Here is a 16730-nt window from a genome sequence, read left to right on the forward strand (position 1 = left end):
AGTACTTGCATGACATGCAAGGTGTCACTGGTTCGAGTCCAGTAGCGAGCACCATATTTTAGATACAACCAAGCCTACTTTTTAGTAGGCTTTTTTGTATCTGGATCATAACAATGCTAATCAATACCGCAGTATGGCGACAACCGATTGGTAATTAGGTAATATTTATATCAATTATAATAATTGACGATATAACAATGAAAATTACTGTTGATGGTGGCTCGTTTAAAGTATCTATTGATACTGAATTTGAAGGTTTATTGGCTGAAGCAACGGCTGTTTTTGATGAAACGTTAGTTCAAGCTAAATCAAACGACAAAGCTATCTTACGTTTTCTACAAATCATTCTTGAGCATCGTGACAGTGATGATGCTATTGGCTATGCCGTTTTAGGCTTATTGGGTTGGTACAACACTGCAATTAATCCAGTCATAGATAATGATATTGAATTAAACTTGCCTAAAATTGTTCCACACCTGCTCAATCCTGCTGGCGATATCAATGCCACCAGCGACAATGATAAAACGACATTTAAGCATTAATAAAAATATCTGTAGCTATTAAAATAAATAAAAAAGCCACTCGTCAGAGTGGCTCATCAATTCAACTATGTATTTAAAATAAGCTTAGCTTAACGTAATACGCTTATAATTTTTCAGAGACTTACTCTCAGAACTCTTAAACGTTTTACCTTCACTTTGAATAAAATACACTGGCAAGTCCTGCTCATTGGCAACAGCTTTCCCTTCGACAGGACCTAAGCATAACATTGAAGTTGCCCACGCATCCCCTACAACAGGATCATGACCAAATACTGATGCTGATACCAAATTATGCGTTACAGGCACACCCGTACGAGTATCTAAAATATGAGAATAATCTTTTTCACCATCTTTAAAGTTATGGTGATAAGTGCCCGATGTATTTAATGAAACACCATCATCAGCATTAATATTAACAATAGTATAAGGACGAATACCGTCTTTTAATGCTATCGGCTGTTCAATCGCAACTCGCCACTTTTGCCCTTCCAGTTTGCGGCCTTTAATTTTCATATCGCCGCCAAACTCAACCAAATAATTATTAACACCATCTACTTCTAAAATTTTGCTTAGCTGACTAATTGCATAGCCTTCACCCATTGAGGATAAATCTACTTGTACTTGAGGAATGGTTTTTCTGATCCGTAAATTCACAGGATCTATTTCAATCTTATCAATCCCTATGTCTTTTTTAATCGATGCTATTTGCTGTGGTGTAGGGACATGCAAAGTATCCCCTTGAAAGCCCCATAATTTATATAATGGCTGAATTGTTGGATCATAACATCCATGGCTATCTTTATTTAATTTTTTGGCTAACGACAACATGTATATGAAATCTTTAGAGGCTGGTTGCCATTGAGTCGATGTACTGTGGTTAAACTCAGAGATATACGAGTCATTCCGATAGGTAGAATATTCTTTGTCAATCGCTGCCAACTTTTTATTAAATTGCTCTGTCACTTTCGCAACGGGTACATCCTGTTTTGACCAATATGTCACATGGTAAGTAGTACCTTCAGCAAAACCAGAGATCTTTTGTAACTTTGGCGCTTGGCTACAACCAGACAATACAACAATAGCTGATAACGACAACGCAGTAACATAGCTTCGCTTTAATAGTAACTGTGGCGAACGGGTGAACATAAAAAGGCCTTACCTATCTAAACAATACCCGCAGTCTAACAATAGCAACCAAGCAATACCAGAAAGATACACCTAGAGAATAATAAGTCATATTATTATCTTTTTAGCACAAGCGTGCATCATTCATTCTTTTACCCTATCTTCAATTTGTCTTCAAACCATCTTATTTCTACAGTAAAACTGCCATACATTTGTCATCACCCCCTGTTGTAATTACGGAAAATTACTTGTGAAAAATATATTATCTATACATCATTCACTTAAAAATCACTAATCTAACGTTTTCTTAAACCTAATTGACGCAATGATTAACCCAATAATGGTAAATATGACTAACCATAATGTATCTCGCCACAGATCAGCCAAATCAGCCCCTCGCAACACAATACCGCGAATAATACGAATAAAGTGTGTCGTCGGTAATACCTCCGCAATCCATTGAGCAACAACAGGCATACCTTCATACGGAAACATAAATCCTGACAGCAAAATAGACGGCAATAATATAAATATTGTCATTTGCATGGCTTGTAACTGCGTTGTTGCCTTTGTTGATATCACTAAGCCGAGCGTTAAACTTGCCAAAATAAAGAGTAATGTACCCAGAAAAATTTGGATTATTGAACCATTAATTGGCACATCAAAAATGATATATCCTAATCCTAAAATAATGATTGATTGAATAATACCTATAAAAATATACGGTGTTATTTTCGCAAGCATGAGCTCTAATGGTTGAATTGGTGTCGTGATCAATAACTCTAAATTACCTTGCTCACGCTCTCTTACAATCGTTACAGAAGTAAATAGAATCATTGTCATGGTTAATATAATTCCAAGTAATCCAGGAATAATATTAATTGCAGACCGACGCTCAGGATTAAAATATAACGTTACTTCAAAATTATTTGGCTGTACTTTTCGTTGTGGAATAACTTCTGTTAATGGCATTTTTTGTAATTGCATAATGGTTGAACTAATCAATGTATCAGAACCATCCACTAACCATTGTCCAATCACTTGCTGCTGGTCTATTCGACGCTGAAAATCAGAGGGAAGCACCAATACCGCTTTTACTTTGCCATCCATAATCGCTTGCTGGCCTTGTTGCGGTGTCGCATAACTTGCGATCACATCAACAACTTGTGTCGCTTTAATCGATTCAACCAACATCCGTCCAGTTGCTGAATGGCTTTGATCGACTATCGCAGTAGGAACATTTCTAACATTAGTATTGATGGCATAACCAAATAATAACAATTGAATGAGTGGGATCATCACGATCATGCCAAAAGTAATACGATCCCTACTCAGCTGCCGTAACTCTTTACCGATAATAGCGTTGATCCGCAACAGGCTTAACCATAATCGAGTGATCATTGCCGCCCCTCACCTGTACACGTTACAAAAACATCTTCAAGGCTCGGTCGACTGATAGTCATAACTGCTTGCGCTAGTGTCGGTATTTGTAGTTGTAGCCAACCGATGGGATCGTTAATATCTTTTGACACTAATACCCGTAATCGAACCCCTAATTGTGCTGCTGATCTCACCTGAGGAAGTTGTATCATTTGCGCTTTAAGTTGCCGTAGTTGCTGCGCTTCTATTTCAACAACTGTTACCGCCATCGCATCCATTAGCGCGTAAGGTGATCCATTAGCACGTACCACACCAGCATCCATAATAGCTAAACCATGGCAACGTTCAGCTTCATCCATATAATGGGTTGTGACTAAAATGGTGGTACCTTGATCAGAAAGATCAAACAGTTGCTCCCAAAATTCACGGCGATTTTCAGGATCAACCGCCGAGGTAGGTTCATCTAGCAGTAGTAAATCTGGCTGGTGGATTGTTGCGGCGGCTAAAGAAAGTCGTTGTCGTTGACCACCACTTAATTCTCCTGCACGACGTTTTGCCCGTTGATCAAGCCCATATGTCATTAACTGTTGTTGAATTCGTCGCTTACGCTGTACTTTAGGTATACCAAAAATCTGCCCCATAAACTCAAGATTTTCTTGAACAGTTAAATCTTGGTATAGCGAAAATTTTTGTGTCATATAACCAATGCGTAAACGTAATTGTTCTGCTTGGTATGGAATATCCAATCCAAGTACATTTACAGAGCCTGTCGTTGGTGTTAGTAGCCCAGTTAACATTCTTAATGTAGTAGATTTACCGCAACCATTAGGGCCTAAAAAACCATAAATAGTTCCTTTGGGTACCGTTAGATTAAGTTTATCAACGGCAACAAAATCACCAAAATTACGGCTTAGATTGGTTGCAACAATAGCCTGTTCACTCATGAGGCATCTCCACTTGTACAGGAACGCCCGCAGGTAATTCACGACCACTATCAGGAAAATCAACCTCTGCTAAATAGACTAATCGTGCTTTATCACTGCCATTTAAGGTGTAATAAGGCGTAAAAGAAGGGATTGTCGCTATCCAACGTACAATGCCTTGATAAGAGCTCTTAATGCCATCAACATGAATGGTTAATTTTTTTCCCGCCGTTATATTTACTCGATAAGGCTCTGGAACATAAATACGTGCATAAGGGATAGTTTCGGTAGTGATAATTGCAACTGTCGCATTTTTAGCGACACGATCACCCACATGATAAGGTAAATGTTCTAAAATCCCATTACGGGTTGCGACAATAGTATAATCTTGAAGAATTTGTTGCTGAAGCTTGACTTCTGCCGCCGCCATCATCAATGCTGCTTGTGCCTGTTTGATATCTTCAATACGCTCGCCATTCAACAATTTATCTAATTTATTTGTCGCTGCTTGTAACTCTGCTTGAGCAATATCTCGTTGCGTCTGTGCACTATCTCGTTCCGCCGTAGACACCATTTTCTTTAAAAATAACTGTCTAATACGCAAGTTATCAGTATTTTTATCTTTAAAATTAGCTTGGCCTTGTTCTACTTGTGCTTGAGCTGCTGCAATATCTTCTGGACGAAAGCCATTTGTTAAACGTTGCAAGTAGGCTTGTGCTTGCTGTTGTTGTGCTTGCGCTTTAGTGAGTATCATTTGCTGTTGTTGAGATTGTAATGTAACGACAACCTCTCCTTTTTTAACAACATGACCCTCCATAACAGGTTGTGTTGTAATAATTTCATTTGCCGTTGCCGTCAGTGCAACTTGATCACGCTCAGTAGAGCCTAAAGCCAATGCATCTCGATGATCATTACAGCCAGAAATAACGAGCAAAAATGGCATAAAAATACAGTAGCTCGATAATAAACCTTTCATGGTCCACTCCATTGAAGTCAAAATAATGCCCATTAAAATTACGTTACAGTGATTCTTTTAGTGGTAATAACAATCCACCTGTAATAACTTTTAAATTATGCTCAAGTAAATTTACAAAAAAAGCTTCATTTGTCTCAACGCCATGAATATTCAATATCGAAGTTGGTGCGATAAAAGGAAAAACCATTAAACTAATAAAAGAAATTTTGCATAGATGCGGATCTAAATCAGAGCGAATAATATTTTGTTGCGCTAACTGTTCAAAAATTCGATGTTGTAATGGCTGTGTTATTTCAGTAAATATTTTTTCCATCGATTGACGTTGACTATTTGTATTGGGTAAATACATTAATTGAAAAATCAGTCGTGGAAAGCTGGGGTTAACCGTCATTACGCGATAATACGTTCGCATCAACTCACATAAACTGTTGGTATTTTTTTCGACCAATAATTGCTGTATCAATACTTGAATAGGTGCAAGAGTTTCCCGTACCATCGTTTCAAACAGCCCCTCTTTAGAATTAAAATAATAACGAATCATCGCTACATTTATTCCTGATTTTTGAGCGATCATACGTGTTGATACTTTGTCGTAAGTCATCACTGAAAATAATTCACGTGCATTATTTATTAATAACTGGCGAGCATTAAGATCAATAATTGGCCGTCCACTACGTCGCTTATCTATTATGCTGCTCATCCACGCCTCGATAATTAATCATTTGTTTAATTATACGATCTATATTGTTCGCTTTATAAACAAATAATTACTCAAAGAGGTACAAATTGATTAATAATTAATTTCAAGAGTACCTAGCAGCCATAATTTCGCTATTTTAACGATAAACACACACCGGTTTAATTCATAAAAATAAACATAAAGCCGTTATCATTCACTATACTGAATGCTTATTACCATTTTTGATAATAAACATACCATTTTTGCCTATATACCCATGTGGGCTATAGGCTTTAAAATGCTGCTCTTTTTCTTTTTGAAAACCGCATTGCTTGCTGTTTTATAACACATTTTGCGGACTTACCTGAGGGCCTTTAATGGGCGATATCGCAAAATCTGTTGCAAAGTTAAGCGTTTTCTCGATAATCATGATTACGATAACCTCGGTCGATAGTATCCGTAATTTACCGGGAGCAGCACTCTTAGGCAGCCATGCTATTTCTTTTTTCGTCCTTGCTGGTTTATGCTTTTTTGTACCAACAGCATTAGTTTGTGCCGAAATGAGTACCACTTACCCGAAACAAGGCGGCGTTTATCTTTGGGGTAAAGAGACATTGGGACATAACTTTGGCTTTGTCACTGTGTGGTATCAATATGCTGAAAATATTGTTTATTATCCACCATTGATCTCATTTATCGTTGCGACAGGTACCTACCCATTTTTTCCACACCTAGCAGAAAATAATATTTTTATGTTAGTGATGATTAACGTTATCTTTTGGACACTGACCTTAGTCAATATTTTTGGTCTACGTCTCTCATCACTGATTACGAATGTCTTTGGTATGATTGGTCTAATTTTTCCGATCTTACTTATCATTGCATTAGGCGGATATTGGACATATACCAACCCAGAAGCATCACACATTTCATTACGCCATGTTTCAGATTGGCTACCTGACTTTTCACAAAGTGGTATTGGTGCAAGTTTTACTGCCGTTGTTTTATCACTAACGGGGATTGAAATTACCACCGCTTATGCTAATGAAGTGAAGAACCCACAAAAAGCCTATCCTAAAGCATTACTCATTTCGACGGTGATGATTTTATTATCACTTACGGCTTGTTCCCTCTCGATTGCTGCTGTTGTTTCTCATAATAATTCAAGTTTAAGTGAAGGCATCATTCTCGCATTTAAAACCTTCTTTGAAGACATGAATCTGCCATTCTTATTGCCTGTGATTGCTCTTGCGATAGTATTTGGTAGCCTTGCCAGTTTAAACAATTGGATTATTGCACCAACAAAGAGTTTACACGTAGCAGCTAAAGATAAGTTTATGCCAATACGGTTATCAAAAGAAAACCGTAATAAAGCCCCCGTTCCACTATTACTGTTACAAGGGGCTATCGTTAGCTTATTGTCATTAGTCTTTGTATTAGTGCCTAACGTCAACCAAGGCATGTGGTTATTGAACATTCTTATGACGCAACTTTACATGGTAATGTACATTTGTATCTTTATCAGTTTCTTAGCATCACGTCGTAAGCATCAACATATTGATCGTCCATTCCGCGTTCCTGGTGGCAAAATCGGTATGGTTATAGCGTCAACGCTTGGATTAATCAGTTGTTTCGTTACTATTTTTGTTTCTTTTGATGTGCCAGCAAGCATTGATAAAAATACCGCAGCCATTGCCTTAATTTCTGGCTTTATTATCTTTAGCCTACCCGCTATCGCCGCCATTATGTACCGTAAAAAACAATTACAATACAGTTAAATAGCAGCGTTATATCGAGCTTAGAAAAAGCCGTCGCATTAAAATGCTACGGCTTTTCTTCAATTATCAAATTATACAGACATAATATTAATGACCGCTTTATCGGTATTTTTTCAATGATGCAAATATTGCAGCTGTAATAATAAATAACATACCGAACAATGTTGTCACTGTTGGCTTTTCAGCAAATAAAATCCATACAAACATAATGGCATAAACAGGCTCTAGAGTGATGATCATTGAAACTGTTTTTGCTTTTAACCCTTGTAATGAAAAAACCAATAATGTTTGTGCAATTGCGGTCGAGAACACTCCTAAAATAACCATCAATAACATATCGATAGGCTGTAACGTGAACATTCCTGTCATACCAAAAGGTAATGATAATAAAAGACAGCCAAGACACTGAGCAAATGCTGATTGTAATGGATGAATTTTAAGGCTGATACTTCGATTAAAGATAATAAATAAGGCATTCGTAATCGCCGCTAAAATACCCCACACTAAACCAAGATTATTTATATCAAACGAGAAATGAGGAGTAATAATAATTAAACCAATTGCAATAAGAATACATATCAATATATCAATTGGACCAATCTTTTTCCCCATAAACACAGATTCAATTAATATGATAAATAAAGGGAAACAGGCAAACCCTAACGTTCCAACTGCTACGCCCCCTTTTTTTACACCCATAAAAAAACAAAACCAATGTATTGCGAGTAACGAACCATTTAAGATAAGTTTAAAAATGGCACTTTTTGTTGCGGTTGGAAAAAAAGATTGATGATCTAATTTCAATAAAATAATAAGAGTTAGTACTGCTAACAAACTGCGACCAAAAACAATGGTCATAACACTGACATTAAGTTGCTCACCAATCACTGCTGATAGCCCAAAAAGAATCGCGGTGATTTGTATAGATAAGTAATATTTCATAAGTTTAATCTTAAAATAGGGCAATGATTTTTGTATTTAACAAATACGAAGTAAGAAATAGTCACGTTTGGCTAATTTATCTCTTACTCATTATCAACAATTGGCATCGGTAATACTGCCGTACTACTGTCCATTGGACGCAGGTAGTTTTGCCATAATGTCAGTGTTCGTTGTTGAGTTATTGTTAATTGACAAGATAACGCCATCACTCCACGAATGGTTCCCTGTTGCCACTGTGTGTATACAGCATTACATTCTGTCTTGCGATATAGTAACCATTGTTTTTGTGCAATATTAATAGCATCAACCAATGCTTTATCTGCACTGTTTTGATGAATACTTTGTGCTAAATAAACTTGTAACTGCTGTTCAGCAAGAGCTAATTTATCTTCAGCGCATTGATTAATTTCAAGTGTCGAATACGCCTCATCACAATTAAGTGTTGCGGTTTGTGTTGATGCCATCACTGAACCAGAGATCACTAGCACACATATTGCCCATAATGTTTTCATGTTTGTCTTCTCCCTATTTTTCTAATTTTTATTTGTCTATTTTTAAGCTATCTCTTTATATTAATAAGGCTGATAACACTAAATCATGACACATTTGAAAATTAATAAATTATTTAACTGAAATGTGGATTTTATATTTCCACATGCGAGTTATAATGATGGAGGAAGTGGCCTCATAGGCGATTCACCCTATTTGGCGGACTTATTTATCGATTCTCATCATAAATTCGCCTATTTTATTGCTAGGAGTTTTAATGAGTATCGCAATCCTTATTTTCTTGGTTATTCTAAATGGCTGGTTTGCCATGTCAGAAATAGCCCTTGTTACTTCACGTAAAAATCGTCTACAAGTACTTGCAGACGAAGGTAATACTGCAGCAATTACAGCATTAAAATTAGCCAATAAACCAACCACTTTTCTATCAACCATTCAAATTGGCATTACCATTATTGGTATTCTAAACGGTGTTATCGGTGAAGCAGCGCTTGCTGGACCTATTTCATCATGGCTAACCTCTTTTGGTGTTCAAGCCCATACAGCATCAGTTTCCGCAACTATCATTGCTGTTATTATCATCACTTATTTCTCTATTGTTATTGGTGAACTAATACCGAAGCGTTATGCTCAAGTCAATGCAGAGCCATTAGCACTACGTGTTGCACGTCCCATTGCTTTTTTATCCAGCTTATCGCGTCCCTTTATTATCTTATTAGCGGGATCTACTGAGTTATTTTTACGTATATTTAGTAAAAGCACCACCAACAGTACTCATTTAACAGAAGAAGATATCAAAGCCATTATAACTGAAGGCTCTCAAACCGGTATTATTCACCAGCAAGAACATACTATGGTGCGTAATGTGTTCCATTTTGATGATCGTAAAATTTCATCAATGATGACACCTAGAAACGCGATTAGTTACCTTGATCTTGACCATACCGTAGAAAGTTATCAGCAAAAATTACTGGCGAGTCCTTTCTCATGCTTACCCGTTTGCAGCCACACAATCGATGATATTAAAGGCACGATCACAGCTAAACAATTACTACAATTTGAACTCGATAACAATAAAGACACACCTAAAAATATTATTGATTATGTGACTCAACCACTCTTTATACCTGAAACATGGACAGGTACAGATCTGCTAGATATGTTCCAAGATTCTGGTGCTGAAATTGCGTTTGTCGTCGATGAATACGGCGATATTCAAGGAATAGTCACACCACGAGATATACTTGAAGCACTGACAGGCAAATTTAACTCGCAAGATCCTACTGACGTGTGGTCGAAAAAAATAGCCGATAATAATTGGCATCTCGATGGATTAATTCCAATCACAGTTGTAAAAGACTTATTAGATTTAAAAAAATTACCCGATGAAGATCAAAATGGCTATCAAACATTAAATGGCATGTTAATGTGGATTAAAGGTGGGTTACCTAAAAATGGTGACATCATTAATTGGCAACGATGGCGTTTTGAAATCCTCGCCATTGAACACAACCGCATTGAAAAAGTAAATGTGTTTCGACGTCCATCAACGAAACAACCTCACAAATAAAAGCTATCAATGAGTATCTGCTTTCACAGCAGATACTCAGTACAATAGTCTTACTTTACTCGAGACCACGCATCACGCCAGTGCTGTGTTTTACCAGGAGCATACCCTGCCAACTCACACCATGGCGTTGCCGGCCAATCACGGCAACGGTATACATTACCATTTGGCATGCGTACTCTATCGCCCGCACTGTATTTAAAACCTTCACGATAACGCGTTACTTTAAAACTATTGGGCTTAGTATAATCATTATCATTGTAGTCGTTATCGTCATAATTATTACCATTGCTATTAAGACGAACTAACTTCCATGGGCCTGATTTATTATTACGCTGAGGACGATCGCCTTGCGTCCACCATTTAGCGACCCACAGTCGTCCAACATAACGCACGCTATCACCTTTGTTATATACAGACTCTTTATTCCATGTCTGCAATCCTGATTGTCCACTCGGTAAGATCGTCGGACGATCATTGGCAAGTGCTACCGATGAAACAGTAGTCAGTGATAATGTGCTTAATACACACATAACAAGCAATGCGCTTTTTTTCATAATAATAGTGATCCCTACTTACAATAAAAATATGGTGAAATAATCACCATTCGTATTTTATAAATTATAACTGAGACCAATAAATAATTAGCAAACAATATTGTAAGTAAGCGTATCTAAACGATTAGTAACCACCCGTTTTACTGTATTCCGCTTCAGCAAATTTCTTTCCGTCCGCAGCTGCTGCTTGGCAAGCTTGAGGATCAACATCACCACGGTTAACTACATAATGGGTTAATTGCTGTGCTTTTTGAGTACGATTAAAAAACTCATGATAACCAATATTTCTGCATAATTCCCAAGATGACACGCCAGCTGCATTATCAACGGTATAACTATTTGATGGTGTTCCTGCACATCCTGCTACTGTAATTGCTATAGCTACTGCTATTATTATCTTTTTCATACTTATCCCCTTACGCCATCCATCTACGACAATATTATCTCTATGATGCTAATAGCTATTTTTATATGCTGTTATCTTAGTCTACAGAGCGACACTATAACAACTGAATCTACAACCATCTTCCTAACATCATTAAAATCCGCTCTTAATGATATTTGAGGATGCTTATAGTTAGATTAAATAATATGATTCATATTGGAATAAATATTTCACGTTTATGCTAGTAATTAAACGCAAATTAGCATAAGTTGCGAAGCAATATTAATACCGTGATCAGGATACTTTCCATGAACAATTTTCAGAGCTATTCTCAACGCCTTCCTTGCTTTGATTGTCGTAAAAATACTGCTGAAGCTGATTTAGGTTGGTTAACACCAACAATGCACGATAGCGTTCAACAACAAATTACAGCAATTATCACGGGTGATGCCGCATTTGATGATGATCTTACAGTGGTTATAACTTGTAGCCCAGAAGAGGCACGTGACTACCTATTGTTAAATGCATTTGGTTACACTGAAGATGAGTTAACATCCAACGGCATTGATGCTGATGATCTTAAAGATATTGAACAAGAAATCGCTGCAAGTACAACAGCATTGGGTCAAGTGACTTTAGAGCATGAAATCGCATTACAAGCTTGTAGTGCTTGTGAATAATTATCGGTTATAGCGCCAAACAATAAAGCTGTTAGCCTTGCTAGCAGCTTTTTTATATCGTAATCATTATCACAAAGAATGACACAGATAATCATCCACAATCTATTCACCGCATATTTGAGCATTAAAAGCATCATTAAAAAATTAGCTGAAATATCAAGCCAAACAATAACACTACGACATGCTAATAGTAGATTCCCTATCTCGTCCGTAACCACACAGTAGGAATGACGCGTGGTTAGTTTGGATATTCAATGTATAAACATAGTTCTTAATATTGTAGCGGAGCTGCTCAGGGTATTAGAGGGTTTGAACCTGCTTTTATACAAACGAAAAAAAACCGCTAATTTTCATTAACGGTTTTCTTAAATGTGGTGGAGCTGCTTAGGGCATTAGAGGATTTGAACCTGCTTTTATGTAAACGAAAAAAGCCGCTAATAAATAGCGGCTTTTTAATGTGTGGCGGAGAGATAGGGATTTGAACCCTAGATACGCTATAAACGTATGCTGGTTTTCAAGACCAGTGCTTTCAACCGCTCAGCCATCTCTCCATGGCCGCTATAGTAATAACAACCCTATCAGTTGTAAAGTCTTTACAGCACAACTGTTTAAATATCAGGCAATTATGCGGTTATTTTTGTTCAAAACCACAATCAGTTAAAAATCGCATAAAGCCATAATTTTCTAGCCATGCTAATTGTTGCTCAGAACTGACTAAAAAACGACCACTAAAGTTAACGCCATGACCCGACAAGGTTTCTACTTGATTTTTAATTCGAGGGATAACCAACATCCAGCGTTCTGTCAGTAAAATATTATAAGGTAAACATTCAGCTAACCCATTAACTAACTGTGTGGTGTTTAGCTTTAGCGATTCCATTGCAATCAAATAATCCGCATAGAGCTGGTTAGAATTTAGAACGGTATATTTAAAAACCACATGCTTAAACGGTAACAGTCCATTTATTATTTGAAATTCCAAAGGAATGGATGTCCTTACAAGCTGCATGTGGCGATGCATTTGGCTTGAGCCCGCATTGTGTCCTGCATTAAAGAAACCAAGCACATCACTGCGAGTAATACCTTGAACCCATGCAGTAAAATCCGCTAATGTGAGTACTGATGTTTGCGGAATATAATCTTTAGCACAAATTAATAAATGCGGAACCACTATTGGAAAACGATTTAATAAGCACACATAATCCTCATCCATATCCGTTATATAATCACAATGAGTATACGGTGCTACAAACGGATCTTGTGCTGATACAGCAGGAGAATGTTTTATTTTCATATTATCAGTAAGTAAATTAACAATATAGTTAACTCCTTGTTGCTGATAAATCATATCGTCGCTTGTCAACGGTAAGACATCACCGCGATCAAGTGCAACTTTCGTTTTTTCCTCACAAGTATTCCACAACATTATTCTGTCCCTACTTTCTAATTACTTAGCATTATCTTGAAAGCAATCATCACAGTTTTGTAATTCTATTTCATGACTAAAGATAACAACACCTTCGGCAGTCATGTGATCTGATATTTGCTCATCAATATCAGTAAGTACAGTTGGCTTGATATTGCCGTGATTAATTTCAGGCTCAGAATAATTATAATAATTTAACAGTAGGTAATCTTTTGCTTCATCGGCAGAACAAATAATCTGTACTGTAAAATAAGGTTTATAGTCACTACCACGTTGCTGCAACATTTCATTAATTTGATCAACAATATCAGCCTTCATGCTTGACGTTAACCAACCAAGATCAGTTTTAGCCTGATGTACGTGACAGTTAAAACAAGGCAGTTCATAAGTGTAAAACTGGAAGTTAGTCATATTCGTTTTCCTTAAATTCCATCCTACTTATAAAATTATGCTTATTTCCTTGTTTTTACTAGCATTAAAAATGCAATGTTGAGTTGTAATTACCGATACCCATCTATTATCAACCGTCAGTACCCACGAGTAATAACTCAAACCGTTCATTGCCTCGTAAATTTTCAAAATCATCTTCATCAGCGGCCAATTCCCGTAATGATGTACTATCTTTAATCGCACGTTCAAGATCTGATATGGCTTGTTCCTCCACGCCCAAACAAGCATAGGCACAAGCTCGTTGATATAAGGCGTGGGCATTTGTATCATCTACTTCCAAGACTCGATTACATAAACTTAATGCCCAGTGAAACTCTCTCATTTCCATTGTGACATCAGCTTTATAAGTTAATGCTTCTAAATCACCAGGGCGAACTTTTAATATTTCGTCATAGATTTCTAATTTTTGCTCTGGTGTTTGAGAGCTTTGCGCTCGCAGCCATAAGTTATGTACTTCGTTAATTTTTTCTATTTCGCGGTTATTTTCACTAATAATGCGTGTTTTACGCTTTAAGTCCCGTTCTAATGCTTTAAATTTTTGCTCATAATTTTCAGAAATATCTTTTAATTGTACTTCTGCCATACGCTTAGTATTTTCTTTTATTTCACGCATTGATTGCCAACCAATAAGTGCGATTAATGATGCAACACCAGCAATAATATAGAAAAAGTAAGTTACGGTAACATTCGCGTAATTCATTGATTTATCAGCAACAGATAATTCTCTATCAGTTATATCTCGCGTAATTCGGCGTTCAAGATCTTGCTGATCCATTCGCAATGACTTCAATTCATCAAGCACATACCGTTCAATCATTGGCTTTTCATAAATACTCTGTTCGGAATACGGCTTTGCTTCATCTCCACTAGCAGCATGAACAACCGACACTGGAAGCATAAAACAAAAAATTACAATACCTAACAGTACTTTAAACATAAACGACAACCTTTCACTAATAAAACGAGCATTACAATAAAATGACAAATAAACATAATATTTTTAATTTTTCACATTGTCATATTTAGATTTGGTATCAATAATATACGAAAAAACGTCAAATTTTTAAAAAATTAGCAGCAAAATCTCGTTTTAGCAAAAAAAGTATCAAAGATTGATAACTAATTACTATAGAGAAAAATACGTTCTAAGATTATTGCGGGCAACAATTAACCCCTCAGATATGGATATACAGAAAAGTATATGAAGAATAAATCATCTTAAAGAAATTCATAAATAACCAGCATAAAAAAGCCCTCTAACTATACTTTCAGCTTGAAAGTATAGTTAGAGGGCTTATTATTAATGCGCAATAATTTGCGAATGATTATTTTACATACTCACCACGGCGTAATGCGTCAATACGCTTTTCTAGTGGTGGGTGAGTCATAAATAATTCAGATAATGACTTCTTTCCATTAATACCAAACGCCATCATTGAGCCTTCTAAATGCGGTTCTTGACTCACTTTTAAACGCTCAAGTGCCGCAATCATTTTGTCACGACCGACCAGCTTTGCAGAACCTGCATCAGCATAAAATTCACGATGACGGCTGTACCACATAGTCAAAATACTGGCGAGGAAACCAAACAGTACTTCCATAATTGAAGATACGATAAAGTAGGTCATATAACTACCACCACCCTCGCCGTCTTCACTATTACTATTAACGCCACTAATGGCGCCAGCAACAAGACGAGAAACAAAAATAACGAAGGTGTTTACTACACCTTGCATTAAGGTCATCGTAACCATATCACCATTAGCAACGTGACTGATTTCGTGAGCTAATACTGCTTCAGCCTCATCACGAGTCATGCTATGCAGTAAGCCTGTTGATACTGCAACTAATGAATCATCACGTTTTGCTCCGGTTGCAAAAGCGTTAATATCTGGCGCATCATAAATAGCCACGGTAGGCATACCAATACCCGCTTGTTCTGCTTGACGAGCAACAGTATTGATTAGCCAATGTTCAGTCTCATTACGCGGGTGTTCAATTACAACGCCACCTACTGAACGTAATGCCATTGACTTTGACATCATTAAAGAAATTAATGAACCACCGAAACCAAACAAAGCCGCCATTACTAACAATCCAGAAAGACTGCCTGGTTGCATTCCTGTTACCGCATATACAATGTTAAGTACAATACTAAACACCAACATTACAGCAAGGTTCGTTGCTAGAAACAACGCAATACGTTTCATATCTATCATTACTCCAATTGAAAGAATATTATTTGTTTGGATTTATACCTTATAAGACTCTATTTTTTCATCTTCTTGGTACAATCAAGTAACTATTACTAACTATATTCGAATAATATGGCTGTAAATTAAAGTGTTAAATTGTTACTAATTCTTATTTAATTCAAATACCCCTCATATGGCGACAAAATAAATATAAAATATAACTAGTAACAGCCCAAAAAACTAACATTTAAATTACACTTAATTTTTACAGGTACATAAATAATTATTAAAATAAAGACAGATTAGACTTTGGTCGTATTGCTTTCATAGTATAACTCGATTATTGTTTACGTATTGTTATGAAACAGAACACACAATGAAGCAGGGAGGATTCATGACTAATAATGAAAGTTATCAAGTTGCTATAGATATTTTGCGTTGCCATCTTGGAATGTCCATGGATGAAGCATGTAAAGAACTAGGCCTTGATCAAGCTGGTCATCCAGCACCAACAACAGAAACATCAGAAATGCTAATTGGACTTAACTCATCTAATTAGTTTATCTCTATCAATTAAAACAAAAGGCACGCAATGTGCCTTTTGTTGTTTTTATTAAT

The 16730-nt window shown here is 36.6% G+C and carries 18 protein-coding genes and 1 tRNA gene; 5 read left to right on the forward strand and 14 right to left on the reverse strand.

From position 1 onward, the window contains the following. The first annotated feature begins 197 nt into the window (after positions 1 to 197). Positions 198 to 542, forward strand: a complete 345-nt coding sequence (locus Q0V26_RS14860; protein ID WP_297483169.1) for a hypothetical protein — start codon at positions 198 to 200, stop codon at positions 540 to 542. Between the two features lie 84 nt (positions 543 to 626). Here Q0V26_RS14860 and Q0V26_RS14865 read toward each other — a convergent pair whose 3' ends face one another. From Q0V26_RS14865 to Q0V26_RS14885, 5 genes are all read right to left on the reverse strand, one after another. Next, positions 627 to 1688: an FAD:protein FMN transferase gene (locus tag Q0V26_RS14865; RefSeq protein WP_297483171.1), complete on the reverse strand. Its 1062-nt coding sequence runs from the start codon at positions 1686 to 1688 to the stop codon at positions 627 to 629. Between the two features lie 270 nt (positions 1689 to 1958). Beyond that, complete coding sequence (locus Q0V26_RS14870; protein WP_297483174.1) at positions 1959 to 3068, reverse strand: ABC transporter permease; 1110 nt, start codon at positions 3066 to 3068, stop codon at positions 1959 to 1961. Beyond that, a complete protein-coding gene (locus tag Q0V26_RS14875; protein ID WP_297483177.1) occupies positions 3065 to 3991 on the reverse strand; it encodes an ABC transporter ATP-binding protein in 927 nt (308 codons plus the stop codon). Before Q0V26_RS14875 ends, Q0V26_RS14870 begins: the two co-directional genes overlap by 4 nt. Then, a complete protein-coding gene (locus tag Q0V26_RS14880; RefSeq protein ID WP_297483180.1) occupies positions 3984 to 4946 on the reverse strand; it encodes an HlyD family efflux transporter periplasmic adaptor subunit in 963 nt (320 codons plus the stop codon). The genes Q0V26_RS14875 and Q0V26_RS14880 overlap by 8 nt, the downstream gene beginning before the upstream one ends. Positions 4947 to 4989: 43 nt before the next feature. Further along, on the reverse strand, positions 4990 to 5646 hold the full coding sequence (locus Q0V26_RS14885) for a TetR/AcrR family transcriptional regulator (protein ID WP_297483182.1): 657 nt from the start codon (positions 5644 to 5646) through the stop codon (positions 4990 to 4992). Positions 5647 to 6002: 356 nt separating this feature from the next. On the opposite strand from Q0V26_RS14885, the gene Q0V26_RS14890 reads away from it, so the two are divergent. After that, positions 6003 to 7403 carry an APC family permease gene (locus Q0V26_RS14890; protein WP_297483185.1) on the forward strand — a complete coding sequence of 467 codons (1401 nt, stop codon included), beginning with the start codon at positions 6003 to 6005 and terminating at the stop codon, positions 7401 to 7403. A 99-nt stretch (positions 7404 to 7502) separates the two neighbouring features. On the opposite strand, the gene Q0V26_RS14895 is transcribed toward Q0V26_RS14890, so the two are convergent. Together Q0V26_RS14895 and Q0V26_RS14900 are read right to left on the reverse strand one after the other, a co-directional pair. Beyond that, positions 7503 to 8345: a DMT family transporter gene (locus Q0V26_RS14895; RefSeq protein WP_297483187.1), complete on the reverse strand. Its 843-nt coding sequence runs from the start codon at positions 8343 to 8345 to the stop codon at positions 7503 to 7505. An 83-nt stretch (positions 8346 to 8428) separates the two neighbouring features. Then, positions 8429 to 8857, reverse strand: a complete 429-nt coding sequence (locus Q0V26_RS14900) for a lysozyme inhibitor LprI family protein (protein WP_297483190.1) — start codon at positions 8855 to 8857, stop codon at positions 8429 to 8431. A 254-nt stretch (positions 8858 to 9111) separates the two neighbouring features. Between Q0V26_RS14900 and Q0V26_RS14905 the strand changes: the two genes are divergently transcribed. After that, on the forward strand, positions 9112 to 10422 hold the full coding sequence (locus tag Q0V26_RS14905; protein ID WP_297483193.1) for a hemolysin family protein: 1311 nt from the start codon (positions 9112 to 9114) through the stop codon (positions 10420 to 10422). A 50-nt stretch (positions 10423 to 10472) separates the two neighbouring features. Here the strand turns inward: Q0V26_RS14905 and Q0V26_RS14910 are convergent, their stop codons facing one another. Together Q0V26_RS14910 and Q0V26_RS14915 are read right to left on the reverse strand one after the other, a co-directional pair. Further along, a complete protein-coding gene (locus Q0V26_RS14910; RefSeq protein WP_297483195.1) occupies positions 10473 to 10976 on the reverse strand; it encodes a carbohydrate-binding protein in 504 nt (167 codons plus the stop codon). A gap of 124 nt (positions 10977 to 11100) precedes the next feature. Then, entirely contained in the window at positions 11101 to 11382 is a 282-nt protein-coding gene (locus tag Q0V26_RS14915; protein WP_297483198.1) for a hypothetical protein, read from the reverse strand. Positions 11383 to 11669: 287 nt separating this feature from the next. Between Q0V26_RS14915 and Q0V26_RS14920 the strand changes: the two genes are divergently transcribed. Continuing rightward, on the forward strand, positions 11670 to 12041 hold the full coding sequence (locus Q0V26_RS14920) for a hypothetical protein (protein ID WP_297483201.1): 372 nt from the start codon (positions 11670 to 11672) through the stop codon (positions 12039 to 12041). 460 nt (positions 12042 to 12501) lie between these two features. On the opposite strand, the gene Q0V26_RS14925 is transcribed toward Q0V26_RS14920, so the two are convergent. The 5 genes from Q0V26_RS14925 to htpX all read right to left on the reverse strand — a co-directional run bounded on the left by Q0V26_RS14925 (position 12502) and on the right by htpX (position 16127). After that, positions 12502 to 12592, reverse strand: a tRNA-Ser gene (locus Q0V26_RS14925). Between the two features lie 80 nt (positions 12593 to 12672). Beyond that, positions 12673 to 13467, reverse strand: a complete 795-nt coding sequence (locus Q0V26_RS14930) for a phosphorylase (RefSeq protein WP_297483204.1) — start codon at positions 13465 to 13467, stop codon at positions 12673 to 12675. Between the two features lie 21 nt (positions 13468 to 13488). Further along, a complete protein-coding gene (locus tag Q0V26_RS14935) occupies positions 13489 to 13878 on the reverse strand; it encodes a hypothetical protein (RefSeq protein WP_297483207.1) in 390 nt (129 codons plus the stop codon). A gap of 109 nt (positions 13879 to 13987) precedes the next feature. Then, complete coding sequence (locus Q0V26_RS14940) at positions 13988 to 14854, reverse strand: hypothetical protein (protein ID WP_297483208.1); 867 nt, start codon at positions 14852 to 14854, stop codon at positions 13988 to 13990. Between the two features lie 388 nt (positions 14855 to 15242). Beyond that, positions 15243 to 16127: a protease HtpX gene (gene htpX, locus Q0V26_RS14945; protein ID WP_080156627.1), complete on the reverse strand. Its 885-nt coding sequence runs from the start codon at positions 16125 to 16127 to the stop codon at positions 15243 to 15245. A gap of 379 nt (positions 16128 to 16506) precedes the next feature. Between htpX and Q0V26_RS14950 the strand changes: the two genes are divergently transcribed. Further along, on the forward strand, positions 16507 to 16671 hold the full coding sequence (locus tag Q0V26_RS14950) for a hypothetical protein (protein ID WP_297483214.1): 165 nt from the start codon (positions 16507 to 16509) through the stop codon (positions 16669 to 16671). Positions 16672 to 16730 lie beyond the last annotated feature (59 nt).

The sequence above is a fragment of the uncultured Photobacterium sp. genome (assembly GCF_947039875.1).
Lineage (GTDB): Bacteria > Pseudomonadota > Gammaproteobacteria > Enterobacterales > Vibrionaceae > Photobacterium.